The following is a 24,210-nucleotide window of genomic DNA, read 5'->3' as shown; positions in this document are numbered from 1 at the left end:
CCCCTTTATGGGTATTGCCAAAACCACTATTCAATCTGGTTTTTTTGGCTAGTAACCCGCTGATTTCGGCCCGACGCCATTTGCTCAGCTGACCTGTCCTCTTTGCCACCTCTGGCGGGCTGTGGCGATCACACTTTCACCATAAAATGTTCGTTTGTTGTATTTTCATGTTCTAAAATGAGCGAAATCAAACATTGCTGTTATAGCAATCATAAAAATGAAAGTAGGTGAACATGAGCGAACATTATGATCTGGTCGTCGTCGGTGGCGGCATCAACGGGGTCGGCATCGCAGCCGATGCGGCAGGACGGGGTCTGAAGGTTGCCCTGTTTGAGGCGCAAGATCTCGCCTCTGCCACCTCGTCCAACTCCAGCAAGCTGATCCACGGCGGTTTGCGCTATCTCGAACATTACGAATTCCGGCTGGTGAAAGAGGCGTTGGCGGAGCGTGAGGTGCTGCTCGGTATGGCGCCTCACATTGCTCGTCCCATGCGTTTTCGCCTGCCGCACCGCCCGCACCTGCGTCCGGCCTGGATGATCCGCGCCGGTCTGTTCCTCTATGACAATCTGGCCAAGCGCGACAAGCTCAAGGGGAGCTGCGGTGTGCGCTTTCTGCCGCAAGATGGCTTGACCGCGGGGATCAACAAGGGGTTTGAATACTCGGACGCCTGGGTCGATGACGCCCGGCTGGTGGTACTCAATGCCATGATGGCCCGTGACAAGGGGGCCGACGTGCAGACCCGCACCCGTTGCATCAAGGCGGTGCGCGGTTCCAAACACTGGACGCTCACTTTGGAGCGGGAAGGGGGCGAGCAGTTCACCGTCACCTGCCGTGGTCTGGTCAATGCGGCGGGCCCCTGGGTCAAGACCTTCTACGACGAGAGCCTGCACGAGAAATCCCCCCGCGGCATTCGCCTTATTAAAGGCAGTCACATGATAGTGCCGCGCATCCATGAGCGCGAAGAGGCCTATATCCTGCAAAACGAAGACAACCGCATCGTCTTCGTCATCCCTTATCAGCAGGACTACTCACTCATCGGCACCACCGATGTGGAGCACCACGGCAGCCCGCGGGAAGCGAAGATCAGCGAGGCCGAAATTACCTACCTGTGCAAGGTGGTCAACGCCCACTTCACTCGCCAGATTGCGCCGAAAGATGTGATCTGGACTTACGCCGGGGTGCGCCCGCTCTGTGATGACGAGTCAGACTCGCCACAGGCGGTGACCCGCGACTACACCCTCGAGCTCTCTGGCGAATCGGATGGTGCGCCGCTCTTGTCGGTGTTTGGCGGCAAACTCACCACCTATCGCAAGCTGGCGCAGGCCGCCTGCAACAAGCTCAAGCCCTGGTTCAGCCAGATGGGGGATGACTGGACGGCGACCAGCCGTCTGCCCGGCGGCGAGTTTGACTGCTCGGTACGCGAGCTGGCCCGCGCCTTTGCGCTGGAGTTTGACTGGCTCGATGATCGCAGCGCCCTGCGCATTGCCGAGGCCTATGGTGCCCATGCCCGTCTCTGGCTGAAAGAGGATCGCGGCATTCACTTCGGTGGCGGCCTGTACGAGTCGGAAGTGCGTTATCTCATCGAGCGGGAGTGGGCCTGTTCACTGGACGATATCCTCTGGCGCCGCAGCAAGCTGGGGCTGCGCCTGAACGAGTCAGAGCAGCAAATGCTGCAGATCTGGCTCGACCAATACCATCAGGCTCTGCGCAAGGCGAGCTGATGAGTGACGGTGGGCAGTGCGCTGCTGCCCACCGTAAATATGAAACAAACCTCTGATAGAACAATTACCTACACACAATAATAAAGAGCATCACATATGAAAAAACTCGCCGTTTCCCTCATCGCCTTGAGCCTTGGGGCCTCCCTCTCATTACCCGTGTTGGCTGCCGATGAAGGCAAGGTGGTTATCGCCCACCGTGGCGCTTCCGGCTACCTGCCCGAGCATACCCTGGAGTCCAAGGCGCTGGCATATGGCATGGGGGCCGATTATCTGGAGCAGGATCTGGTGATGACCAAGGATGACCAGCTGGTGGTGATGCACGATCACTTCCTCGATGGCATCACCGATGTGGCGGCGCGCTTCCCCGGTCGTGCCCGTCCGGACGGTCGTTACTATGTGGTGGATTTCACTCTGGATGAGGTGCGTTCCCTGCGTATGACCGAGCCATTCCAGCTGGTGGATGGCAAGCAGGTGCCGGTCTATCCGGCCCGCTTCCCGCTCTGGAAGTCAGACTTCAAGATCCACACCTTCCAGGAGGAGATCGAGATGATCCAGGGGCTCAACAAGAGCACCGGCAAGAACATCGGCATCTACCCGGAGATCAAGGCGCCCTGGTTGTTCCGCCACGAAGGCAAGGATATCTCCAAAGCAGTGCTGAAGGTGCTCAAGGAGTACGGCTATACCGGGAAGGATGACAAGGTCTATCTGCAGTGCTTCGATGCCGATGAACTCAAGCGCATCAACAGCGAGCTGATGCCCGCCATGGGTATGGATCTGAAACTGGTGCAGCTGATGGCCGAGACCGACTGGAACGAGACCATGGTCTACGACGCCAAGGGTAAGGCGACCCCCTACAACTATGACTGGATGTTCAAGCCGGGAGCGATGAAAACCATCGCCAGCTATGCCGAAGGGATTGGCCCGTGGAAACCGATGATCGTCACCGAGCCGGGCACTTTGGGCAAACCGGTCTTCACCGGTATGGTAAAAGAAGCCCATGCGGCGGGCCTGAAAGTTCACCCCTATACCTTCCGTCAGGATGAGGGGCAGATCCCGGCCTATGCCAAGGACTTCACCGATCTCCTTAACATCTTCCTCTATCAGGCCGATGTGGACGGGGTGTTCAGTGACTTCCCCGACAAGGCGGTGGCCGTCATCAAGGCCCATCAAGAGGCGGCCAAATAGCACTCTGGCGCCATTTGAATGCAAAGCGAGGCCAATTGGCCTCGCTTTTTGTTTCAGGTTCCCGCAACGGGAGTGTGCGCCCTGTCAGAAAATAGCCAGATCACGTCATGGTGTGCCGGATCTGCATCATTTTACGCAGTTTTTACGTAGCAGATCGCTGGCATGAAATCGGCAGAGCGGTTAGTCTAGCGGCGTTGAACCAACCCCATGAGGTACAGATGAAAACCGTATTGCGTTTTAGCCTGCTGGGCGCCTTGTTGCTGGGTGGCCATGCCTTCGCCGCCGAGCCGAAAAAATTTGATATCAGCATGTTCCCAGCCGCTGACGTGAATCAGGAACGTGTGGTGATCCGCCTGCCTGAAGTCGAGAAAGAAGCCGACATGATGGTCGAGCTGCAGGTCGGCAAAAAGATGATGGTTGATTGCAACGTACCGCGTTTTGCAGGCAACCTGGAACAGCACAGCGTCAAAGGCTGGGGCTACAACTACCTGAAACTGGGCAAAGTCTCCGACCCCATCAGCACCCTGATGATGTGCCCGGATAACCAGCAAAAAGAGACCTTCGTCCAGGTCTACGGTCAGGGCTTCTTCGTGAACTACAACTCAAAACTGCCGTTCGTGATCTACGTGCCGCAGGAGTATGAAGTGCGCTACCGTCTGTGGCGTGCCGACAACCTGGCCCAACCGGCCATGATTGAGTAAGCATGTTTGAACCAAAGGTTCAGCTGGTTCACCTGATGTGATAAATAAAGCGCCGTATGGCGCTTTATTTTTGCCTGCACAGTCCAAAAAGTGACGTGCAAATTGGCTGCACGTTTACATAAGTTTATTATTTATCAACGTTTTTTGTGTGTTATGCCACAAAATCGGCGTCAGCGATGGGGCAAAGTGACTTCGATAAAAGAAATTTATTAACATAGTGAAAAAATTGATTTTGCACTCGGCGATGGCCTGATGATACTTGCCCGCAAAGGTCAAACTAACCAGAAAAAAGAGCACTATGAGCTTCGAATCAGACAAGCGTTTCAACGACTTCAAACATTTTCCCCGTGGCCTGCGTCGCAGTGGCGAATTCACTGTGGCCGAAGCGGACAGTCTGGAAAAGTATGGTACCGCCATGCTGGCACTCTACCAGGGCAACCTTGCACCCCGTGACGATGTCGAGTCCGCCTTCGTCGAGCAGGTCAAATCCGGCGAAGCCGGTGCCAACCCCCATGCCAAGGTGTGGTTCAAGTACCTCAAGGTGATCGGTCCCAAGCGCGTTCATCGCCTCTGCACCGTCGTTGGCGGCGCCAGCGAAGAGAGCAGCGGTGGCGGCAGCTTTGATGTCGGTGGTGGCAGCGGTGGTGGCAGTGACGAGTCCATCGATTAATGGATACCGAGCTGCTTCGGACCTTTATCGAGGTGAGCAAGACCCGGCACTTTGGCCGGGCTGCTGAAAATCTCTACCTGACCCAGTCGGCGGTGAGTTTCCGGATCCGCCAGCTAGAGCAGCAACTGGGTGTCAGTCTGTTTGCCCGTCATCGCAACAACATCCGCCTGACCGCCTCCGGTGAGCGTCTGCTGCCCTACGCAGACGCCATCTTGCACACCCTTGGTCGTGCTAAGCAGGATGTGGCGCTCTCGCCAGGATTCAGCCAGCAGTTGGCCATCGGCGCGCCCGCGGTGTTCTGGGAGCTCGATTTCAACGAGTGGCTCAATCACATCTATGCACTGGCGCCCGGTTTGGCGGTACGGCTGGAAACAGCCTCCCGCGAGCACCTCTGCCGCCAGCTGCTGGAGCGCTCCCTCGATCTGGCCCTGCTCTCCGAGCCCACCAAGATCGACGAGATTGCCCTGCATCCCATCGGTGAGCTGGTGTTCGAGCTGGTGAGCCGGGATCCGGCCGCCAATGCCGACAACCTGATGCAGATGCCGCACATCCACCTCGACTGGGGCACCAGCTTCGAGCCGCAACCCAGCCGCTTGCAGAGCCTGCAAAAGACCCCGGTGCTGCACTCCAGCTCCGCCAGCATGGCGTTACAGTTTGTGTTGGCCAATGGTGGGGCTGCCTACCTGCCGCGGCGGATGGTCAGTCCCTTCCTCGAGAAAGGGGCGCTCCATCTGGTGGAGGGGGGCCAGCCGCTGAGCCGTCCGCTCTATCTCGCCTATCTGGAGAAATCCGATCGCCGGGAGCTGATCGATCAGCTGCTGACCCTGCCACTAGGTTGGCACGACGCCGAGCTGCGCCTCAACGTCGAATAAGCGTCGAGTGTTATCCAAGGAAGAGCCCACCCCACGGTGGGCTCTTCTGTTTGGGGAAAATTGCAGGGAGCGAGGTCACGTAATTGGCGCGGGAGGCTTGGCGTCATCGGTCTGTAACGGTACCTTTTCAGGCTGTTTATCCGATTGAGCACTGACAGGGATGGATTGTAATTGATCGACTTTCGTCACCCCGAATGGCGGGCACTGGCGCAGCAGTTGCTGAGCCACTCACCTGTGGTGATCCGTGGCCGCCAGTGGCAACCGCTGGTGGGCCTGCTCAAGGATAACCAGCTGTTGCTCGCCCATGGCAGCCACAGCTATGAGCTCACCCCGGCCGGACGGCGCTATCTCACCCGCGAGCTGATGCTGGCCGAGATCGCCACCGCGCCCCCCGAGCCCGAGGAGTGGTTGCATGCTCAGGGCTGGCAATTGGGGGAGCAGGTCAATGAACGGGTGCTGGCGGCGCTCTATCACAAGAGCGAAGTGAACTTCACCCCCAACGAGCAGATCGATTTCGAGGACAAGGGGATCCGGCTCTGTGCCGATCAGCTGTTGCGTTTGCGCGCCGCCCAGTCGTTCAGCCTCTTTTTTAGCGGCGGCACCCTGATCGACGCAGCCCCCTGGTTGCAGGCGCTGGGGGAGGTGGCGCTGCCCGAGCGCACCCTGGCGGGTCTTGGCAAGATCCTGTGGGGGGAGGGGAGTATCGAGCGGGTGATCACCACCGACAGCGTCGGCGCCTTTGCCGAGCTGCCTCTTGAACCCGGCACCTTGCTGGTGTGGGCTCCCCCATCGGCTCCTCTGGCCTTGCAGCAGGTGGTGGCCGCCTTGCCCCCCAATGTGCTGTGGAGTCATCTCACCGCCCTCAACCCTGCCGGGGTGGATCGGCTGCAGGCGCTGGCCCAGCGGCTGGGTCGTCCGGCCAGCTGGTGGTTGCCCCGTGATCTGGCCCCCATCCTCAGCGCGTATGCCCAGCCTTTGACTGAGGCTCGGCCCTGGGAGCCGAGCCGGATCCCCAAGCCATTGTTAGCAGTTTGTAGCGGTTTGGTTGAGTCCAATGGTGGCTTGTCGGCCGAGGTGTGCGCGCTGGCACCAGCGTGGCATGCCGTTGGTTGAAATTGGCCAGAAAGCGAGCCAAAAAGCGGTTTTCCCCCATTGAACGCGGTGATATAAAGAGTTGACGAAGCGCTCGCCAGATGAGCGCTTTTGTTTATCAAGCCGCTTTGCCACCCAACGAACTCAACGGAATACAGGGAATACCATGTTTGAAAAGGTTGTTGCCGCCCCAGCGGATCCGATCCTGGGCCTGACCGAAGCCTTCCGCGCTGACTCTCGCAGCCACAAGATCAATCTGGGCGTAGGGATCTACAAGGACGAGTCCGGTGCCACCCCCATTCTTCACTGCGTCAAGAAAGCCGAGCAGAAGCTGCTGACCGACGAGAAGACCAAGAACTACCTCGGTATTGAAGGCAATATCGAATATGGCCGCATCGTGCAGCAACTGCTGTTCGGGCAGCACTCTGCGCTGGTTGCCAGTGGCCGCGCCAAGACCGCGCAAGCACCGGGCGGTACCGGTGCCCTGCGTATCGCGGCCGAATTCGTGGTGCGCAACGGTCTGGCCAAGACAATCTGGATCTCCGATCCCACCTGGGCCAACCACGTCAGCGTGTTCCAGGCCGCGGGCCTGACCGTCAAGTGGTACAAGTACTACGACGCCGCCACCAAGGGGCTCGACTTTGCCGCCATGCAGGCTTCGCTGGCCGAAGTGCAGCCGGGTGAGCTGGTGCTGCTGCACGGCTGCTGCCACAACCCGACCGGTATCGACCCCACTAGCGATCAGTGGCGCGCACTGGCCAAGCAAAGTGCTGCCGCCGGCTGGTTGCCGCTGTTTGACTTCGCCTATCAGGGTTTTGCCCGTGGTATTGAAGAGGATGCCGAAGGCCTGCGTATCTTCGCCGAGTGCCATGAGGAGCTGCTGGTGGCGAGCTCTTTCTCCAAGAACTTCGGCCTCTACAACGAGCGGGTCGGCGCCTTCACGCTGGTCAGCGCGACCAAAGAGATCGCCGACGTGGCCTTCACCCAGGTCAAGACAGTCATTCGTGCCAACTACTCCAATCCGCCGTCACACGGCGCCGCTGTGGTCACCGCCGTGGTGAGCGATCCGGCTCTCTATGCCGAGTGGGTCGAAGAAGTGGCTGCCATGCGGGTGCGTATTCGCGAGATGCGCGAATTGCTGGTAGAGAAGCTGGCTGCCCTCGGCGTGAGCCAGGATTTCAGCTTTATCCGCGAGCAGAATGGCATGTTCTCCTTCTCCGGTCTCACCAAGGATCAGGTTGAGCGCCTCAAGAGCGAATTTGCCATCTACATCGTCGGTTCAGGCCGGATCAGCGTAGCCGGGATCACCCGCGCCAATATCGATCCCCTGTGCGAGGCGATCGCCAAGGTGCTGTAATCACATCGCCTTGTGCTCTGGTACTATGCAGCACTATGCCATGAAAAAGCCCGTCACCTTGGTGACGGGCTTTTTTGATCGCCAACGGCTGATCGCCAAACAAGGGTAAGGGCGGCTCAGTGGTGGCGGGCACCTTGCCACAGCTTGCGCAGTTGCAACAGCAGTGCGGTCAGGGCGCCGCCGCTCAGGGCGGTGAGTACCGCCAGCAGCAGGCTGCCGAGCAGGAAGGGAGGCACCAGAGTGGCCGCCTCCTGCTCCAGCCAGTGCAGGGTCCAGCTGAGGTGGAAAGGCTCCGGCGTCTGATGCAGTACCAGACAACCGGTGCGATAGGCGTAGAGGTACATGAACGGCAGGGTCAGCGGATTGTTGAACCAGACCGCCAGCAGCGCCAGTGGCAGGTTGAGGCTGAATGCCAGCGCCAGACCGACTGCGATGAGCGAGTGCATCGGGATGGGGAACCAGCAGGCGAAGATCCCGGCCGCCACCGCACCACTCAGGGCGCGAGTGCCCCCTTGCCAGAGGGCTGGGGCAAGCAGTCGCTCACCAAACAGGGCAAACCACTTCTGCTGGCGCAGGGTATCGGGATCGAGCTTGAAGCGGGCAAACCAGCGACTCAGCATGGGCGGGCCATCTTGCGTTTTTGCCACTGGCGTACCGTGCTGATCCGCCAGAAGGTGCGGATCAGGGTGTAACCGATAAGAGAACTGAGCAGGGCAAGGATCAGCGAGCCCAGCAACAGCGGCGGTGCCACTGTGCCCAGCACCGAGACCAGCCACTCCCAGGTGAACTCAATCTCAATCTGCTGCGCTGAATGTCCCAGCAGCTGGCAACCCACCAGATAGGCGCCATAGAGCAGGGGCGGCATGGTAAAGGGGTTGGAGAGCCAGACCAGCGCCACCGAGAGCGGCAGATTGACCCGGCACAGGATGGCGCCACCGGCGGCCAGCAGCATCTGGCAGGGGAGCGGCACCCAGGCCATGAAGAGGCCCACCGCAAATGCCCCGGCGGCCGAGCGGCGGTTGAGGTGCCAGAGGTTGGCATCGAGCAGCAGTTTGCCGAACAGCCGCAGGTGCTTGTGTTCTTTCAGGGTTTGCTGATCGGGCATCCAGCGTTTAATGAGTCGTTTGGGCATATTGAAACCTTGCTAAATACTTGCTCCATGGATCTGCGTCTGTTGTCGTTTGCCCTGGGGGCAAGCTCCTCACTGCTCTGGCCATGGTTACCTTCACTCGCATGGGGGGGCCTGTTGCTGTCCCTGCTGATCCCCCTTGCATATTGCCGTGCCTGGCGGTGGCTGTTTCTCCTGCTCGGCATCCTCTGGATGCAGGCCAATCTTGCCTATCGGCTGGCCTGGCTGGAGCGGTTGGGCGATCAGACGAGCCACATGATAACCGCACAGCTGCAAAGTGCAGAGCCCGAGGGGGATAAATTTGTCCGGCTGCTGCTGCGGGTGAGCACCCTCGACGAGCAACCGGTGACACCTGAGCCCCTGATCCGGGTCAATGTCTATCAGGCATTACCCGCCATGACGGTAGGCAGCCGGATCACCCTGGTGACCTCGTTGAAACCGGCTCACGGTCTTGCCAACGAGGCGGGGCTGGATGGGCGGCGTCTGCTGCTGGGCAAGGGGATCACCGCCACCGGCAATTGGCGCCGGGTGATCGACATTCAACAGGCACCTGTGGGGTGGCGCGAACGTTGGTTGGGCGCGGCGACCGAGAGTTGGCGTCCGCTTGATTATGCTCCCTTGCTGGCGGCGCTCACTTTTGGCGAGCAGAGTGGCATCACAGATGCCCAGTGGGAGCTGTTTCGCGGCAGCGGCCTGACCCATATCATCGCCATTTCAGGGCAGCACATTGCGCTGGTGGCGGTGCTCGGGTGGTGGCTGGGCAGGCTGTTTGGCCTGCGTGGCGCCATCATCACCTCCCTGCTGTTTGCCGCCGTCTACAGCGCGTTGGCCGGGTTTGCGGTGGCCACCGAGCGGGCCCTGATCATGGTGCTGGTGTGGAGTGTGCTGCGCTGGAGCCGGCGGGAGTGGCCGGCCTGGCGCATCTGGCTGTGGGCCTTTGTGGTATTGACCCTCTGGGATCCCTTCGCCCTCTATTCGGCCGGCTTCTGGCTCTCGTTTCTGGCGGTGGCCATCTTGCTGTTGGTGGGATATCTCCACGACAAGCCGGGACTGTGGCAGATCCAGCTCTGGCTGTTGCTCGGTCTGCTGCCGCTGCAACTGGCGTTGTTCGAGGGGATCGCGCCCCTCGCCATGGTGATCAACCTGTTGGCGGTGCCGCTCTTTTGTATCGCCATCATCCCGCTGGCGTTGATTGGGGTGCTGCTGGCGCCGATCTCCACTTTGCTTGCCTACGGCCTGTTCTGGTTGGCGGATCTGGGGCTCGGGTGGGTGTTGACCATCCTGAATTGGCTTTCCGATCAACTGCAACTGTGGTGGCCACTGCCCGGCTGGTGGCTGCCGCTTTGCACCCTGCTGTTGCTGCTCTGGTTCGCCGCGCAGTGGCGCCCGGCACGTTGGCTGTTGCTACCGGGTCTGTGTGCGCTGTTGTTGGCGCTCTGGCCAACGCCAGTCCGCTGGCAACTGCGGGTGCTGGATGTGGGGCAGGGGCTGGCGGTGCTGATCAGCAAGGGGGAGCGTGCCATCCTTTATGACACCGGTGATCGCTATCCCGGAGGCTACAACATGGCGGACGCGGTGATTCTGCCTCAGCTGAGCCATCTGGGGATCCGGGTCATCGATCGCCTCATCATCAGCCACAAGGATCGGGACCATGCCGGCAATCGCAAGCGACTGCTCAGCGCCATGCCGGTGCGCCACGAACTCTCCTCTTACCCCTTTAGTGAGAGAACAACGCTCTGCCAGCGTGGGCAACAGTGGCGCTGGCAGGGGCTCTCGTTTGCAGTGCTCTGGCCCGAGCGCCCCGGTGGCGGGCGCAATAACGATGGCTGCGTGGTGCGCATCAGCGATGGGCAGCGCAGCATATTGCTGAGCGCCGATATCGAACGGCAGGCCGAACAGCGACTGGTGGCGCTGGAGGGGGAGGGGTTGGCCAGCACCCTGCTGGTGAGCCCCCATCATGGCAGTCGCACCTCCTCCACGCCCCCGTTTGTCGCGGCGGTGGCGGCAAAGGAGGTGATCCACAGTGCCGGTTTTATGAATCAGTGGGGCTTTCCCCGTCCCGATGTGGTGGCCCGCTATCGGGATGCCCGCCAGTGGATCACCGGTCAGCAAGGGTCGATTCTGGTCGAACCCACCGCAGCGGGCTTGAGCGTCACCGCCGAGCGAGATCTGGGGCCCTGGTACCGGCGCAGTGGTGAGTGGTGGAGACCGCGAGTGTGGTTTGAGCAATAATCGGCCATTTCTGCCGTGTAGGAATGCGATATAGGTGGCGGCGCTTGGTGTAAGCCTGCGCTTTGGCTAGAATAGCCCGTCATTTCCATTACTAACGGCTATTCATGCAACAAGAAACCTCACAAGAGAGCTGGCCAGTATTCAAACGCCTGCTCGGTTATGTCCGTGATCGCAAGCTGGGCCTGGTCGGTGGCATCATCGGGATGCTGGGCTACGCCGCCGTGGATACCACCTTTGTCTACTCCATCAAGCCGCTGATCGATCAGGGCATTAATGGCAACGACAGCACCGTTCTGAAATGGATGCCCTTCTTCGTCCTCGGCATCGTGGCCCTGCGCGGTGTCGCCAACTTTCTCTCCAACTACTGCATGGCCTGGGTCGGCAACCACGTGGTGATGCGTCTGCAACAGCAGGTGTTCAATCACATGGTGGCGATGCCGATGAGCTTCTTCGACCGTCAGAACACCGGCCATCTGCTCTCCAAGGTGACCTATGACGCGAGTCAGGTCTCCTCGGCGGCAAGTACCACGCTAGTGACCCTGGTGCGGGAAGGGGCGACCGTGGTCGGCCTGCTCGGCCTGATGTTCTGGCACTCCTGGCAGCTGTCAGTGATCTTTTTGGTGGTTGGCCCGCTGGTGGGCATCATCATCGGCCTTATCAGCCGTCGTTTCCGCCAGATCAGCCGTCACATCCAGCAGGCGGTAGGGGATATCACTACCTCCACCGAGCAGATGCTCAAAGGGCACAAAGAGGTGCTGATGTTTGGTGGCCAGAAGGTGGAAGAGAAGCGCTTCTTCCAGGTCAGCAACAACATGCGCCAGCAGACCATGAAGATGGTCGCTGCCGATGCCATCGGCAGCCCTGTGGTGCAGATGGTTGCCTCCATCGCGCTGGCGGCCTTCCTCTATGTAGCTACCATCGACAGTGTGCGCAGCGAGCTGACTGCCGGTACGTTTACCGTCATGATCACCTCCATGATGATGCTGCTCAAGCCGCTGAAAAGCCTGACCGACGTCAACAACCAGTTCCAGCGCGCCATCACTGCCTGCCACAGCCTGTTTGGCCTGCTCGACAGCGAGCCGGAGCAGGATACTGGCACCCGCACTCTGGAGCGTGCCCGCGGCGAGATCGAGTTTCGCAACGTCACCTTCACCTACCCGACCAAGGACACCCCGGCGCTGCACAACGTCAGCTTCAAGGTGGAGGCGGGTAAATCGGTGGCGCTGGTGGGCCGTTCCGGCTCTGGCAAAAGTACCATTGCCAGCCTGCTGACCCGCTTCTACGACATCGATCAGGGCGAGATCCTGCTGGACGGCATCAACATCCGCGAATACAAGTTGAGCGAGCTGCGCAAGCAGTACGCGCTGGTCTCCCAGCATGTTCACCTGTTCAATGACTCGGTGGCCAACAACATCGCCTACGCCGCAGAAGACAAATACAGCCGCGACCAGATCGTGCAGGCCGCCCGTATCGCTCATGCCGACGAGTTCGTCAGCAAGATGAGCAACGGGTATGACACTGTGGTTGGCGAGAACGGTGCATCCCTCTCCGGTGGTCAGCGTCAGCGTGTTGCCATCGCCCGCGCCCTGCTGCGCGATGCGCCGGTTCTGCTGCTGGATGAGGCCACCTCGGCCCTCGATACCGAGTCCGAGCGCCACATTCAGGCGGCTATCGACGAGCTTTGCAAGGCGCGTACCTCGCTGGTGATCGCCCACCGTCTCTCCACCATCGAGAAGGCAGACGAGATCCTGGTGATCGACGAAGGTCATATCGTCGAGCGCGGGAACCACGAAGCATTGATGGAGCAGCGTGGCACCTATGCCCAGCTGCGCGCTATTCAGTTTGGCAACGCGGGAAGCAAGGCCTGATGCTGGAACGGCTCTGGTATCGCAAAAGTGGCTGGCGCTGGTTGCTGGCCCCCTTTGCCCTGCTGTTCGCCATCATCAGCGGCAGCCGCCGCTACGCCTATCGTCATGGCTGGCGCAAGGGGTATCGCTCCTCCTTGCCGGTCATTGTGGTGGGCAATATTTCGGTGGGGGGCAATGGCAAGACGCCAGTGGTGGTCTGGCTGGTGGAGCAGTTGCAAGCCCGCGGCTATCGCCCCGGGGTGGTGAGCCGTGGTTATGGCGGCAAGGCGCCCCATTACCCCTATCGGCTGGATGAGACCAGCACCACGGCGCAGGCCGGAGATGAGCCGGTGCTGATTGCCCGGCGCTGCGGCTGTCCGGTGGTGGTTGCCCCGAAACGGGCCGACGCGGTACGACTGCTGGAGCAGAGCGGTGAAGTGGATATCATCATCACCGACGACGGCCTGCAGCACTATGCGCTGGCCCGCGACATCGAGCTGGTGGTGGTGGATGGTGCCCGCCGTTTCGGCAACGCCTGCTTGCTGCCGATGGGGCCGCTGCGCGAGCCGGTCACTCGTCTCAAACGGGTGGACGCCATCATCTGCAATGGCGGCGAGCCGGGCAAGGGGGAGTACCCCATGCAACTGGTCGCCGACACCCCGCGCCGGGTGCGCGACGATGCCCCGCTGGCTGACCCCTTGTCGGGGCCGGTCGATGCGTTGGCTGGGATCGGTCATCCGCCCCGCTTCTTTGCCACCCTGGAAGGGCTCGGCTATCAGCTGGATCAGCAGGCCGCCTACGGCGATCATCACCCCTTCGATCGGGATGAGCTGGTGGGCCGCTTTGCCAGCAAGCCGCTGCTGATGACCGAGAAGGATGCGGTCAAGTGTCGTCCGTTTGCCCTCGATAACTGGTGGTATCTGCCGGTCAGTGCCGAGTTGCCCGCCTCCCTGCTCGATGCCCTGCTGCACAAGCTGGGGACGAAGGGGAAGGGCGCGGCCAGGGCGCAAGATTAATCTCTCTCGCCTCGGCGGGGGAGCAGGGGGTTGATATGCCCCGTATGGAATATCTGGTTGCTCGACATCCATCGCTGGCGTGATGAAGCCGCCAGCGCGACATCGTTGAAGGAGTATCGTTTTGGCTTTGGACATCAAGTTGCTCGACATCATCGCCTGCCCGGTCTGCAAGGGTAAGCTGCATTACAACAAAGCAGTCCATGAGCTGGTCTGCCGTTTTGACAAGCTGGCCTATCCGCTGGAGGAGGGGATCCCGGTGCTGCTGGAGAACCGTGCCCGTCCGCTCAATAGCGATGAGCTACCGTCATGAGTTTCGTCGTCGTCATTCCGGCCCGCTATGCGTCAACCCGTCTGCCGGGCAAGCCGCTGGCTGATATCCATGGCAAGCCCATGGTGCAGCACGTGGTGGAGAAAGCCCTGCAATCCGGTGCCGATCGGGTGATCGTCGCCACCGATGACGAGCGGGTGCAGCAGGCACTGCTGAGCACCGGCGTCGAGGTGTGCATGACCTCACCGGATCACCAGTCCGGCACCGAGCGTCTGGCCGAGGTGTGCCGTCACTTCGGCTTTGCCGCCGATACCATCATCGTCAATGTGCAGGGGGATGAGCCGCTCATTCCGCCCGCCATCATTCGTCAGGTAGCGGATAATCTGGCCGCCGCCACGGCGCCGATGGCGACCTTGTCGGTGCCGATCAAGGATGCCGAAGAGGCGTTCAACCCGAACGCAGTGAAAGTGGTGACTGACAAGGATGGCTACGCCCTCTACTTCAGTCGCGCCAGCATTCCCTGGGATCGGGATCGCTTTGCCAAGAGCCATGAGCAGATTGGTGACCACTACCAGCGCCATATCGGCATCTACGCCTATCGCGCCGGCTTTATCCAGCGTTACGTAGACTGGGCACCGAGCGTGCTGGAGCAGGTCGAGGCGCTGGAGCAACTACGGGTGCTCTGGTACGGGGAGAAGATCCACGTCGCCCAGGCCCTTGAAGCGCCGCCGGTCGGGGTGGATACCCAGGCCGATCTTGAGAAGGTGCGGGCCTTTTTGGCCAAGTGATGGCCACAGCACTAAAGTCATGAAAGACGGTGTCGCAAGGCACCGTTTTTTGTTTTGAAAATTTATATAATTATTTGATTTTAAACGCTAAACATGGGTTTTCTCAAACTTTTGGCGTGCATGGTTTGCCAAAGCGACGAGTTTGGTTATGATGCAAGACGCCCTGTTAACCCTAACCGGGCGGCTAAAACGAGATAAAACGGGGTGTTTGGGTGATAAATGTATTCCTGGTCGATGATCATGAGCTGGTGCGTACAGGGATAAGACGCATTCTTGAAGATGTGCGCGGGATCAAGGTGGTGGGTGAGGCACAGAGCGGCGAGACCGCAGTTACGTTCTGTCGCCAACACCATCCGGACGTGATCCTGATGGACATGAACATGCCGGGTATTGGTGGTCTGGAAGCGACCCGCAAAATTCTGCGGATCCGCCCCGATGTACGCATCATAGTGCTGACCATTCATTCAGAAAATCCGTTCCCCACCAAGGTGATGCAGGCAGGCGCCGCCGGTTACCTGACCAAGGGGGCTGCTCCTGACGAGATGATCCAGGCGATCCGGTTGGTGCACTCCGGTCAGCGTTACATCTCCCCGGAGATTGCCCAGCAGATGGCCCTCAGCCAATTTGCCTCCGCTGACGAGAATCCCTTCAAGTCCCTCTCCGAGCGCGAACTGCAGATCATGATGATGATCACCAAGGGGCAGAAGGTGACTGATATCTCCGAGCAGCTCAACCTGAGCCCGAAGACGGTCAACAGCTACCGCTATCGGCTGTTCAGTAAGCTGGGGATCAACGGTGACGTGGAACTGACCCATCTGGCCATTCGCTATGGCATGCTGGATGCCGATACCCTCTAATCGGGTGGCGTGTGGTCACAAAGGCGGCGAGTGCCGCCTTTTTGCTTTTCTGCCCCTTTGCTTTTCGGGCGGCGAGGGCAGTATGCTCTGCCCGTCAATTTTTGCCTTTGTGTGAGCCGAGTAGCTGATGACCCTCTCTCCCGAACCTCTCTTCGACAGCAAGGCGTTTTTGAGCGCCGTCACCCATCAGAGCGGTGTCTACCGCATGTATGACAGCGGTGGCACCGTGATCTACGTGGGCAAGGCCAAGGATCTGAAAAAGCGGCTCGCCTCCTACTTTCGCACCAACGTCGACAGCATCAAGACTCGCACCCTGGTGCGCCAGATCGCAGATATCCAGGTCACCGTCACCCACACCGAGACCGAGGCGCTGATCCTCGAGCACAATCTCATCAAGCAGTACCAGCCCCGTTACAACGTGCTGCTGCGGGACGACAAATCCTACCCCTGGATCATCATCACCGCGCACCAGCATCCACGCATCGGCGTCCATCGCGGTGCCCGCAAGATCAAGGGAGAGTACTTCGGCCCGTACCCCTCTGGCGGTGCGGTGCGCGAGAGCCTGCACCTGATGCAGAAAATTTTTCCGGTGCGTCAGTGCGAGGATGCGGTCTATGCCAACCGCACCCGTCCCTGCCTGCTCTATCAGCTCAAGCGCTGCGCCGGCCCTTGCGTGCCCGGACTGGTGAGCGAGGCCGAATATGCCCAGCAGGTTGAGCTGGCCAAGCTGTTTCTGGCGGGCAAGAACCAGCAGGTGATTGGCGAATTGGTGGGCAAGATGGAGTCCGCCAGCGGCGATCTGCGCTTTGAAGAGGCGGCCCGCTACCGGGACCAGATCCTGGCGCTACGCCGGGTCACCGAGCAGCAGTCGGTGAGCGGCAACGTGCTGGACGAGCTGGATGTGGTGGGGGTGGCCTTCCAGCAAGGTGCTGCCTGTATTCACGTGCTATTTATCCGTCAGGGCAAGGTGCTCGGTTCGCGCAGCTACTTCCCGAAAGTGCCGGCCGATACCCAGCTCGACGAGGTGGTGCAATCCTTCCTGCTGCAGTTCTATCTGTCGGGGCAGGGGGGGCGGCAGATCCCGAGCGAGGTGTTGCTCGATGTGGCGCTGGAGGACGAGAGCGTCATCGCCGAGACCCTGAGCCAGACAGCAGGCTACAAGGTGCGGGTGGTGAGCCGTACCCGCGCCGAACGGGCCCGCTTTATCAAGCTCGCCTCCATCAACGCCGAGACGGCGCTGCGCTCGCGGCTGGCTCACAAGAGCACCATCACCGCCCGCTACAACCAGCTGGAAGAGCTGCTGGAGCTGGAGCGCCCCATCGCCCGCATGGAGTGTTTCGATATCTCCCACACCATGGGGGAGCGCACCGTGGCCTCTTGCGTGGTGTTCAACCGGGAGGGGCCGCTCTCATCGGAATATCGTCGTTTTAATATCGACGGTATCACTGGCGGTGATGACTACGCGGCGATGGAGCAGGCGCTGGAGCGCCGCTTTGGCAAGCCGCAGGAGCCGGACAAGGTGCCGGACGTGCTGTTTATCGACGGTGGCCTCGGCCAGTTGCGCCGCGCCGAAGAGATCCTGGCCCGTCAGCTGGAGTTCCTCGGCGGCAAATATCCGCTGCTGGTGGGGATTGCCAAGGGGGTCACCCGCAAGGCGGGGTTGGAAACTCTCATCATGGGGGAGAGTCACGAAGAGTTGCATTTACCGGCAGATATGCCCGCTTTGCACCTTATTCAGCATATTCGCGATGAATCCCACCGTTTTGCCATTACCGGCCACCGGGCCAGACGGGCCAAGGCCCGCACCAGCAGCAGTCTGGAGGATATTCCGGGGGTGGGGCCGAAACGGCGGCAGGCGCTGCTCAAATATCTGGGCGGCCTGCAGGAGGTCAAAAAGGCGAGCGTGGATGAACTGGCCAAGGTTCCCGGCATCAGTCAGGAGCTGGCCCAGACCATCCACGATGGCTTGCACAGCGCCTGAGCAGGGTTAGCGGTATGGCAACATCGCTAACTCCTTGATGCACAAGAGCCGTGACGCGGGGGGGCCGTAAATGCCATAATGGCCCTCGCATTTTGAGAAGATTGATGGATTAAAAAGACCAAGACGGGCGCCAGTGCGGTTGCATCGCAAATCGGCTTTGGCGCACTATGTAGCGACGTACAAGAAGTGGCTGAAAATAATGACAAACATACCTAACCTGTTGACGTTTTTCCGGATTTTGCTCATTCCCGTCTTCGTCATCCTGTTCTATCTGCCTTATCAATGGTCCTATCTGGCTGCCGCCATCATCTTTATTCTGGCTGCTGCTACCGACTGGTTTGATGGCTATCTGGCTCGTAAGCTCAATCAGTCCACCGCCTTTGGCGCCTTCCTTGACCCGGTTGCCGACAAGATCATGGTCGCTGCCGCACTGGTGGTCATCGTCGAACACTACAACACCATTTGGGTGACCATCCCCGCCATGACCATGATTGGCCGCGAGATCATCATCTCCGCCCTGCGCGAATGGATGGCCGAGCTCGGCAAACGCTCCTCGGTTGCGGTCAGCTGGATTGGCAAGTGGAAGACCATGATCCAGATGGTGTCACTCACCGGTCTGATTTGGCAATATAACGTCTGGATGGTATGGCTCGCCTATGTGATGCTCTATGTCGCTACAGTGCTCACCTTCTGGTCGATGTTCCAGTACATGAAGGCGGCCTGGGGCGATTTGACCCACCACGCCAACCTGTGAGTCACTGGCGCCGCAAGGTGAGGTTTCCGCTGATTTGAGGCAGGAAACGGCCAAAGGCGCTAAAACTGTTCAAAAAGGGCAAAAAATGCCCGAACGATCAGGTAATTAAATATTTCTGGTTGACTGGGCGAGGAACATCGCTAGAATGCGTCCTCGTAGTCAGGCAGTCAGCCAGACCAATGCGGGAATAGCTCAGTTGGTAGAGCACGACCTTGCCAAGGTCGGGGTCGCGAGTTCGAGTCTCGTTTCCCGCTCCAAATTCAGACAATAGAGAGCCAACTCTCTTTTGCATGGCGCGTTAGCAAAGCGGTTATGCAGCGGATTGCAAATCCGTTTAGTCCGGTTCGACTCCGGAACGTGCCTCCATATTGACAAGCCCGCCACGCGAGCTTGATACCGATTGCGGTGCCCGAGTGGTGAAATCGGTAGACACAAGGGATTTAAAATCCCTCGACGTTCGCGTCGTGCCGGTTCGATTCCGGCCTCGGGCACCATTAATACTTCCAAAGTATTCCGAAAAAGTTCAAAAAACCCAGTGAATTCAACGTCTCTGGGTTTTTTTACGTCCAGAACATTCCGAGTCATTCCTAACACATCCGCTATAAATTGGTATACGCTTAGGTATACATCGATTCGATAAAGGAGTCGTATACCAATGCCGCGAACCACCAGACCCTTGTCTGATACCGAGTGTCGCAATGCCCGCCCGCGAGAAAAAGACTATTCCCTGTTCGATGGGAATGGCTTGCACTTATTGGTCAAAAAGAACGGTACCCGTTCGTGGCGCTTCAAGTTCACTAAGCCTGATGGTAAGGCCGGGCTGATGGCGTTTGGTGATTACCCCATCCTGTCGTTGACGGAGGCCCGTGCCAAACACGCTGCCGCACGAAATTTGTTGGCCAAGGGTATTGACCCTGTCGTCCATAAGCAGCAGGTGCGTAACGACATTACCCGCAAACAAGTGAATAGTTTTGAGGCTGTTGCCCGTGAATGGCATGCAAATAATGCTGGCAAGTGGTCCTCCGATCACGCTTCACGCATCTTGACCCGGCTTGAAAAAGACGTGTTTCCATTGATTGGCCATTGCCCCGTTGCCGAACTCAAGACTCGTGACCTGCTTGTTCCACTGCGTAAGATAGAGCAGCGAAATGCGCTTGATTTGGCAGGACGAGTGCGGCAACACATCAATGGCATAATGAGTTATGCAATGCGAACTGATTTGATTGAGGCCAATCCTGCCGCTGATTTGACGGGGGCGTTGTCGGTTCGCAAAGTCCAGCATCATCCCGCGCTGCCGCTGCAGGATATTCCCGAGCTGGTGCGTCGTCTCGATAGTTATTCGGGACGTCTGCTGACCAAGATGGCGGTGAAATTCACCTTGTTAACCTTTGTCCGTTCGAGTGAATTGCGCTTCATGCGCTGGGATGAGCTCGATATCGAGCGAGCAATCTGGACGATCCCGGCGTCCCGCGATCCCATTGAAGGGGTTAAACATTCACATCGTGGTGCCAAGATGCGAGAACCGCACTTTGTGCCGTTGTCACGCCAGGCACTGGCCATCATTGAGGCGATCCGCCCTTTGACCGGGCGTTTTGATCTGGTATTTGCCGGTGACCATGATGTATCAAAACCCATGAGTGAAAACACCGTGAATAGTGCCTTGCGCCGCCTGGGTTATGACACCAAGGTGGAGGTATGCGGTCATGGCTTCCGGGCGATGGCCTGCAGCGCGTTGCTTGAATCAGGCCAATGGAGTGCGGATGCCATTGAACGGCAGATGAGCCATAAGGAGCGTAACGGTGTGCGGGCGGCTTACATTCATCGGGCCGAATTTATCACCCAGCGGCAACAGATGGTGCAATGGTGGGCTGACTGGCTGGACTGTTGCAAGCATCACTATGTGCCACCCCATGAATTTACCGGGTTGGAGAGCAATGTAATTCACTTGCCAAACAGTCTGTCTGTATAGACGGATCGGGTTGTCAATCAGCATCGAAAAATGACCAGGGATCAGCGTCCAACATTGACCAGGGTTAGCTGGCTGATTTCATCCTCTGTTTGAAGCGATAGGCGTCGTTGCCTGTCTCGATAAACTCACATGATCCTATCCAGCATCACCGTTGTCATCTTCTCCACTTGCTGAAGGCCAGGTTGGAGGTCAGGAGCGGGCTGGTGCGCTTGCGCAGCTTGCTGATCAGGTGAAACAGCAGAGCGCCTCCGCTTTCGGCAAACGGCAGATAGCTCAGTTTGCCCAGAATCACTGCATCGACATTGACCAACCGAATGGCAAGCAGCCCGGCTTTGCCTGCCACCTTTTCCTGCTCCAGTTCGCTGACCAGTACACCACTGTATAGAAACGCACTCGCTTGACCCGGCCCTCAGCATTGCATCCCAAGGCGATGCCAGGTGGGTTTGACCCGTCCCGGTTCCGCCGTTCAACAGCAGATTTCGTTGCTGTTCCAGGAAGTCATCCACACCTACTCGCCATTTAATTTCCCTTGTCAAGTGCGTCTCTGACGGGGTTTCCCCCTGTAGGGTTAGGAATTGGTGACGAAATGATAAAAATAAGGAGCCATGCTGGTGCATTTCGTTCCAGTACATGACAGGGAATGACTAACATGGCTAAAGAAAGCAAACCCACTCTGACCATTATTCGCCGTAATGAGGTTGAAGCCCGCACCGGGCTGTCCCGCTCTACCATCTACGCCAAAATGCGTCCCAATCCGAAGTACCCCAATGTTTATGACCCGACCTTTCCCAAACCGGTGTCCATCGGCGCAAAAGCCGTTGGTTGGATTGAAGAGGAGTTGGAAGCATGGCTCATCGCCCAGATCCAGAAGAGCCGTGAGGCGTAAGGAGGCGAGGATGACAGTCACCAATTACGCAAAAAAGAGCCGCCATGGTACGGCGGCCTCTTCGGTTAGCATGTTTGATATTGGCCAGATAATTAAACCTAGCGCTGAGAGCGTAGCACCTGCGCGCTCGCTGGCAAGCAAAAGCCTGTGCCGCGCAAAGTCGGTGATAATTAGCAGGGATGTTATTTGTGGCCAGTTCGCCCTGTATGGTGCTTCCCCTAGCACCAACAGCGCGCGCATCGAGGAAATGCACCGCCTTCAGGAAGCCTATGAGAACGATGACGGCGTGTCACTGTTCGATCACAAGCGTGCCATGCTGCGCGTGGTAGGGGGTACGGTATGAACGCAACCCTGCAAGCCAAGGCTGCAAATATCGAGGCCAACGGTCACGCTGTCATTCCGTATCAGGACAACGGCAACCCGAAACCCTATGGCAATGAGCAGCGCTACCCGTCCTCCATGGTGCGTGAGGATGACACCCTGTTTGGTGTTCGCTTGGATGAAATGGTCCTGCTGGACCTGGACGGTAACAAGGTACCCGAGGCGCCGCACCCCAGGGATCTGCTGGCGATGCTCGGATTGCCCAATCAGACGCTCCCGATCCAGTACCGGATGCTCACCGACACCCTGCCTGACGGTTCGTATCACTGGCTGTTCCGCTTGCCAGCAGGGGTAGACCTTGCCAGCTTGAAGCAGAGCGTCAACAACGCGAATGGACTGGCCGGCGTAGATGTAAAGACCGGCAATCAGCTGATCTACATCAAAGCCGGTAAGGTGCTGCGCGGCGATACCATCCCCCAACTGGCCGCTCTGCCGGAGGCTCCTGCCATCTTGTTGAGGTGGATCACCAAGCCCAAACATGAGCCAAAGGTGATTGCCCCCATGGTCAGCTCCGCAGAGACCAGCCGCTATGGAGAGAGAGCGTTGACGAGTGCCTGTGAGGCGATTGTCAGCGCGCCGATGGGGAGCCGGAACGAGACGCTCAACCGGGAGGCGCTGGGGGTGGCGCAACTGGTCGCTGGTGGAGAGATCTGCCACGCCGACGCTGAGCGTCAGTTGTTTGCTGCTGGCATGGCGTCTGGCCAATCGGTACAGGAGGTCAAGGCGACTATTGCCAGTGCGCACCAGAAGGGGATACAGGAGCCACGCCAAGCCCCGCCTAAAAGTAAGCTGTTGGCCGATAAGAAGGGCAACCAAAAAACAGGTTCTCTGCTGGCGGCTAATGTTGTTTCTCTGCGCCCTGAGCAGGACGACGCGGCGCTGATGCTGGATCAGATGAGTGCCTGCCAGCGCGGGGAGGCACTGGTTTCTAGTCTGGGAACCCTGGCCATCAATGTCGACACGAGCCAGGTGTACCGTTACACCGGCAGCCTGTGGGAGTCGATGCCGGATGCGGTGCTTGCGCGCTGTATGACGGCAATGTTTAAGCAGCAAGGCGCCAAACACAGTGCCCGGATAATCAACACTGCTGTGGATACCATGAAACTGGGCCTTGATGAGATACCGCGTCCGGCGCTCAACCTGATTGGTTTTGCCAATGGGGTCTATGACTTAGTGCTCCGCGCGTTTCGCCCGCATTCCCTCGTCGATGGTTTGCTGACTCACAACGGGATCGAGTACAGCGAGCCGCTGGTGGGGGAAACCCTGGCGCATTGTGCCCCCCACTTCATGAAGTGGCTGAGCTACGCAACCGACAATGATGCGGCCAAGATGGATCGCATTAACGCGGCGCTGTTTATGGTGCTGGCGAATCGCTACGACTGGCAGTTGTTCCTGGAGGTGACGGGGGAAGGCGGCAGTGGCAAATCGGTCATGGCAGGTCTGTGCGAGCTGCTGGTTGGCCAAGAAAACGTGGGCAGTAGCTCGATGAAACTGCTCGAGAGCAACTTTGGTCTGGAGAATGTCTGGGACAAACGCCTGATCTTGTTGCCGGACCAACCTTCGTACGTTGGCGATGGCCACGTGCTCAAGGCGATCACTGGTGGCGATAAAGTATCGGTCAACCCTAAAGGTAAGGCGATTTTCAGCACTCGGATCCCAGCTGTGTTGCTGGCCACCAACAACGTGCCGATGGTGTTTAACGAGCGCAACGGGGGGATCGCTCGTCGCCGGGTGATCTTCCACTTCGGACGAGTGGTGGCATCGGCTGATCGGGATGGGGCGCTTGGCGACAAGATTGCTGCTGAGTTACCGGTGATCATTCGCCATCTGCTGACCCGGTTTGCCGACCCTGACCTGGCCAAGCGTCTGCTGGAGGAGCAACGGGATGGTGCTGATGCACTGGCGGTGAAACGCGAGGCTGACCACGTACTCGACTTTTGCGCCACCTTGGCGTTTCTGGCTGAGCCGCAAGGGTTCTGTATGGGGGGAAATGTCGCCGTGATGAAGGAGCCGAGAAAATTCCTGTATCACCTCTACCTGGCTTATCTGGAGTACCACGGCTTGAACCGCCCACTCTCGCTTAATTCATTCAGCAAAGCCGTTAAACAGGCTGCAAAGGAGCTGGGCGCGGAGTACAAGACGCGCAAGACCAATGGCCAAACTCAAACCAATGTTGCACTCACCGAACTGGCAGAGGAGTACCTTCCGCGGGCCCTGAAGGCCGACATTACTTAATGAGGCCGAACGGTGGTGACAAGAAGGCTCCTTGCGGGGCCTTTTTTTCTAACTTGAGGGGAGGGGGCATACCCCATTTCATAGTCACTGAGTCACTTTACTGTGTGAATGTCTTGTCCTGCACGGGTTGGGATGCAGTGACCAACATTGATTCATGGTCACTGTTTGTCACTGGGTCACTGCCCTGATGCTTCTTGATGGATGGCAGATGGGAGATGACGCAATGAGTGGATCAGTGAAAGCAGTGCCCAAAAGAGTGATGTGAGTGA

Annotated in this window: 22 protein-coding genes and 3 tRNA genes; 22 read left to right on the top strand and 3 right to left on the bottom strand. The window is 58.8% G+C overall.

Features of this window, described 5'->3' with window-relative positions; genetic code table 11:
- Nucleotides 1-233 precede the first annotated feature (233 nt).
- The 7 genes from glpD (at nt 234) to G5221_RS03475 (ending at nt 7,598) form a co-directional block, all read left to right on the top strand.
- Entirely contained in the window at nt 234-1,721 is a 1,488-nt protein-coding gene (gene glpD / locus G5221_RS03505; protein WP_005350869.1) for a glycerol-3-phosphate dehydrogenase, read from the top strand.
- Between the two features lie 96 nt (nt 1,722-1,817).
- On the top strand, nt 1,818-2,906 hold the full coding sequence (gene glpQ, locus G5221_RS03500) for a glycerophosphodiester phosphodiesterase (RefSeq protein ID WP_005337531.1): 1,089 nt from the start codon (nt 1,818-1,820) through the stop codon (nt 2,904-2,906).
- A gap of 218 nt (nt 2,907-3,124) precedes the next feature.
- The gene (gene eco, locus G5221_RS03495) at nt 3,125-3,607 is read left to right on the top strand and encodes a serine protease inhibitor ecotin (protein WP_204383560.1); all 483 of its coding nucleotides are present in this window, start codon (nt 3,125-3,127) and stop codon (nt 3,605-3,607) included.
- Nucleotides 3,608-3,905: 298 nt separating this feature from the next.
- The gene (locus G5221_RS03490; RefSeq protein WP_005350885.1) at nt 3,906-4,277 is read left to right on the top strand and encodes a DUF413 domain-containing protein; all 372 of its coding nucleotides are present in this window, start codon (nt 3,906-3,908) and stop codon (nt 4,275-4,277) included.
- A complete protein-coding gene (gene hdfR / locus G5221_RS03485) occupies nt 4,277-5,149 on the top strand; it encodes an HTH-type transcriptional regulator HdfR (RefSeq protein WP_204383552.1) in 873 nt (290 codons plus the stop codon). The genes G5221_RS03490 and hdfR overlap by 1 nt, the downstream gene beginning before the upstream one ends.
- Nucleotides 5,150-5,320: 171 nt before the next feature.
- The gene (locus G5221_RS03480) at nt 5,321-6,262 is read left to right on the top strand and encodes a hypothetical protein (protein ID WP_204383550.1); all 942 of its coding nucleotides are present in this window, start codon (nt 5,321-5,323) and stop codon (nt 6,260-6,262) included.
- Nucleotides 6,263-6,407: 145 nt separating this feature from the next.
- Complete coding sequence (locus G5221_RS03475; protein WP_421254887.1) at nt 6,408-7,598, top strand: amino acid aminotransferase; 1,191 nt, start codon at nt 6,408-6,410, stop codon at nt 7,596-7,598.
- A 116-nt stretch (nt 7,599-7,714) separates the two neighbouring features.
- Here G5221_RS03475 and G5221_RS03470 read toward each other — a convergent pair whose 3' ends face one another.
- On the bottom strand, nt 7,715-8,218 hold the full coding sequence (locus tag G5221_RS03470) for a DUF2062 domain-containing protein (RefSeq protein ID WP_042081972.1): 504 nt from the start codon (nt 8,216-8,218) through the stop codon (nt 7,715-7,717).
- Nucleotides 8,212-8,730, bottom strand: coding sequence for a DUF2062 domain-containing protein (locus tag G5221_RS03465; RefSeq protein ID WP_005350890.1), 519 nt, complete (start codon nt 8,728-8,730; stop codon nt 8,212-8,214). Before G5221_RS03465 ends, G5221_RS03470 begins: the two co-directional genes overlap by 7 nt.
- Before the next feature lie 27 nt (nt 8,731-8,757).
- Here G5221_RS03465 and G5221_RS03460 point away from each other — a divergent pair, with 27 nt between their 5' ends.
- The 12 genes from G5221_RS03460 (at nt 8,758) to G5221_RS03405 (ending at nt 20,439) form a co-directional block, all read left to right on the top strand.
- Nucleotides 8,758-10,959, top strand: coding sequence for a DNA internalization-related competence protein ComEC/Rec2 (locus G5221_RS03460; protein WP_421262840.1), 2,202 nt, complete (start codon nt 8,758-8,760; stop codon nt 10,957-10,959).
- 104 nt (nt 10,960-11,063) lie between these two features.
- Nucleotides 11,064-12,827 carry a lipid A ABC transporter ATP-binding protein/permease MsbA gene (msbA, locus tag G5221_RS03455; RefSeq protein ID WP_042056299.1) on the top strand — a complete coding sequence of 588 codons (1,764 nt, stop codon included), beginning with the start codon at nt 11,064-11,066 and terminating at the stop codon, nt 12,825-12,827.
- Entirely contained in the window at nt 12,827-13,822 is a 996-nt protein-coding gene (gene lpxK, locus G5221_RS03450) for a tetraacyldisaccharide 4'-kinase (protein WP_421262839.1), read from the top strand. Before msbA ends, lpxK begins: the two co-directional genes overlap by 1 nt.
- A 121-nt stretch (nt 13,823-13,943) precedes the next feature.
- A complete protein-coding gene (locus G5221_RS03445; protein ID WP_005347033.1) occupies nt 13,944-14,132 on the top strand; it encodes a Trm112 family protein in 189 nt (62 codons plus the stop codon).
- Nucleotides 14,129-14,878, top strand: a complete 750-nt coding sequence (gene kdsB, locus G5221_RS03440) for a 3-deoxy-manno-octulosonate cytidylyltransferase (protein WP_266135729.1) — start codon at nt 14,129-14,131, stop codon at nt 14,876-14,878. Before G5221_RS03445 ends, kdsB begins: the two co-directional genes overlap by 4 nt.
- 212 nt (nt 14,879-15,090) lie before the next feature.
- On the top strand, nt 15,091-15,735 hold the full coding sequence (gene uvrY / locus G5221_RS03435) for a UvrY/SirA/GacA family response regulator transcription factor (protein WP_005337448.1): 645 nt from the start codon (nt 15,091-15,093) through the stop codon (nt 15,733-15,735).
- A gap of 127 nt (nt 15,736-15,862) precedes the next feature.
- On the top strand, nt 15,863-17,716 hold the full coding sequence (uvrC, locus tag G5221_RS03430) for an excinuclease ABC subunit UvrC (RefSeq protein ID WP_421262838.1): 1,854 nt from the start codon (nt 15,863-15,865) through the stop codon (nt 17,714-17,716).
- A gap of 199 nt (nt 17,717-17,915) precedes the next feature.
- Complete coding sequence (gene pgsA / locus G5221_RS03425; RefSeq protein ID WP_031227442.1) at nt 17,916-18,470, top strand: CDP-diacylglycerol--glycerol-3-phosphate 3-phosphatidyltransferase; 555 nt, start codon at nt 17,916-17,918, stop codon at nt 18,468-18,470.
- 181 nt (nt 18,471-18,651) lie between these two features.
- A tRNA-Gly gene (locus G5221_RS03420) sits at nt 18,652-18,727 on the top strand.
- A 35-nt stretch (nt 18,728-18,762) separates the two neighbouring features.
- Nucleotides 18,763-18,836 (top strand) — tRNA-Cys (locus G5221_RS03415).
- Nucleotides 18,837-18,877: 41 nt separating this feature from the next.
- A tRNA-Leu gene (locus tag G5221_RS03410) sits at nt 18,878-18,964 on the top strand.
- Between the two features lie 161 nt (nt 18,965-19,125).
- Nucleotides 19,126-20,439: a tyrosine-type recombinase/integrase gene (locus tag G5221_RS03405; protein WP_005350905.1), complete on the top strand. Its 1,314-nt coding sequence runs from the start codon at nt 19,126-19,128 to the stop codon at nt 20,437-20,439.
- Between the two features lie 154 nt (nt 20,440-20,593).
- Here G5221_RS03405 and G5221_RS03400 read toward each other — a convergent pair whose 3' ends face one another.
- Complete coding sequence (locus G5221_RS03400; protein ID WP_265776019.1) at nt 20,594-20,782, bottom strand: ATP-binding protein; 189 nt, start codon at nt 20,780-20,782, stop codon at nt 20,594-20,596.
- 306 nt (nt 20,783-21,088) lie between these two features.
- Between G5221_RS03400 and G5221_RS03395 the strand changes: the two genes are divergently transcribed.
- From G5221_RS03395 to G5221_RS03385, 3 genes are read left to right on the top strand one after another with little or no spacing between them, the layout of a single operon-like run.
- Nucleotides 21,089-21,325: a helix-turn-helix transcriptional regulator gene (locus G5221_RS03395; protein ID WP_041980245.1), complete on the top strand. Its 237-nt coding sequence runs from the start codon at nt 21,089-21,091 to the stop codon at nt 21,323-21,325.
- 10 nt (nt 21,326-21,335) lie between these two features.
- Entirely contained in the window at nt 21,336-21,668 is a 333-nt protein-coding gene (locus G5221_RS03390; protein WP_100653500.1) for a hypothetical protein, read from the top strand.
- The gene (locus G5221_RS03385; RefSeq protein WP_100653501.1) at nt 21,665-23,941 is read left to right on the top strand and encodes a DUF5906 domain-containing protein; all 2,277 of its coding nucleotides are present in this window, start codon (nt 21,665-21,667) and stop codon (nt 23,939-23,941) included. Before G5221_RS03390 ends, G5221_RS03385 begins: the two co-directional genes overlap by 4 nt.
- Nucleotides 23,942-24,210 lie beyond the last annotated feature (269 nt).

Source organism: Aeromonas sp. 602200, assembly GCF_049173895.1.
In the GTDB taxonomy this organism is placed as follows: Bacteria; Pseudomonadota; Gammaproteobacteria; order Enterobacterales; family Aeromonadaceae; genus Aeromonas; species Aeromonas veronii_A.
Note: the sequence above shows the minus strand (reverse complement) of the source record. Positions and strands in the feature narration are given on the sequence as shown.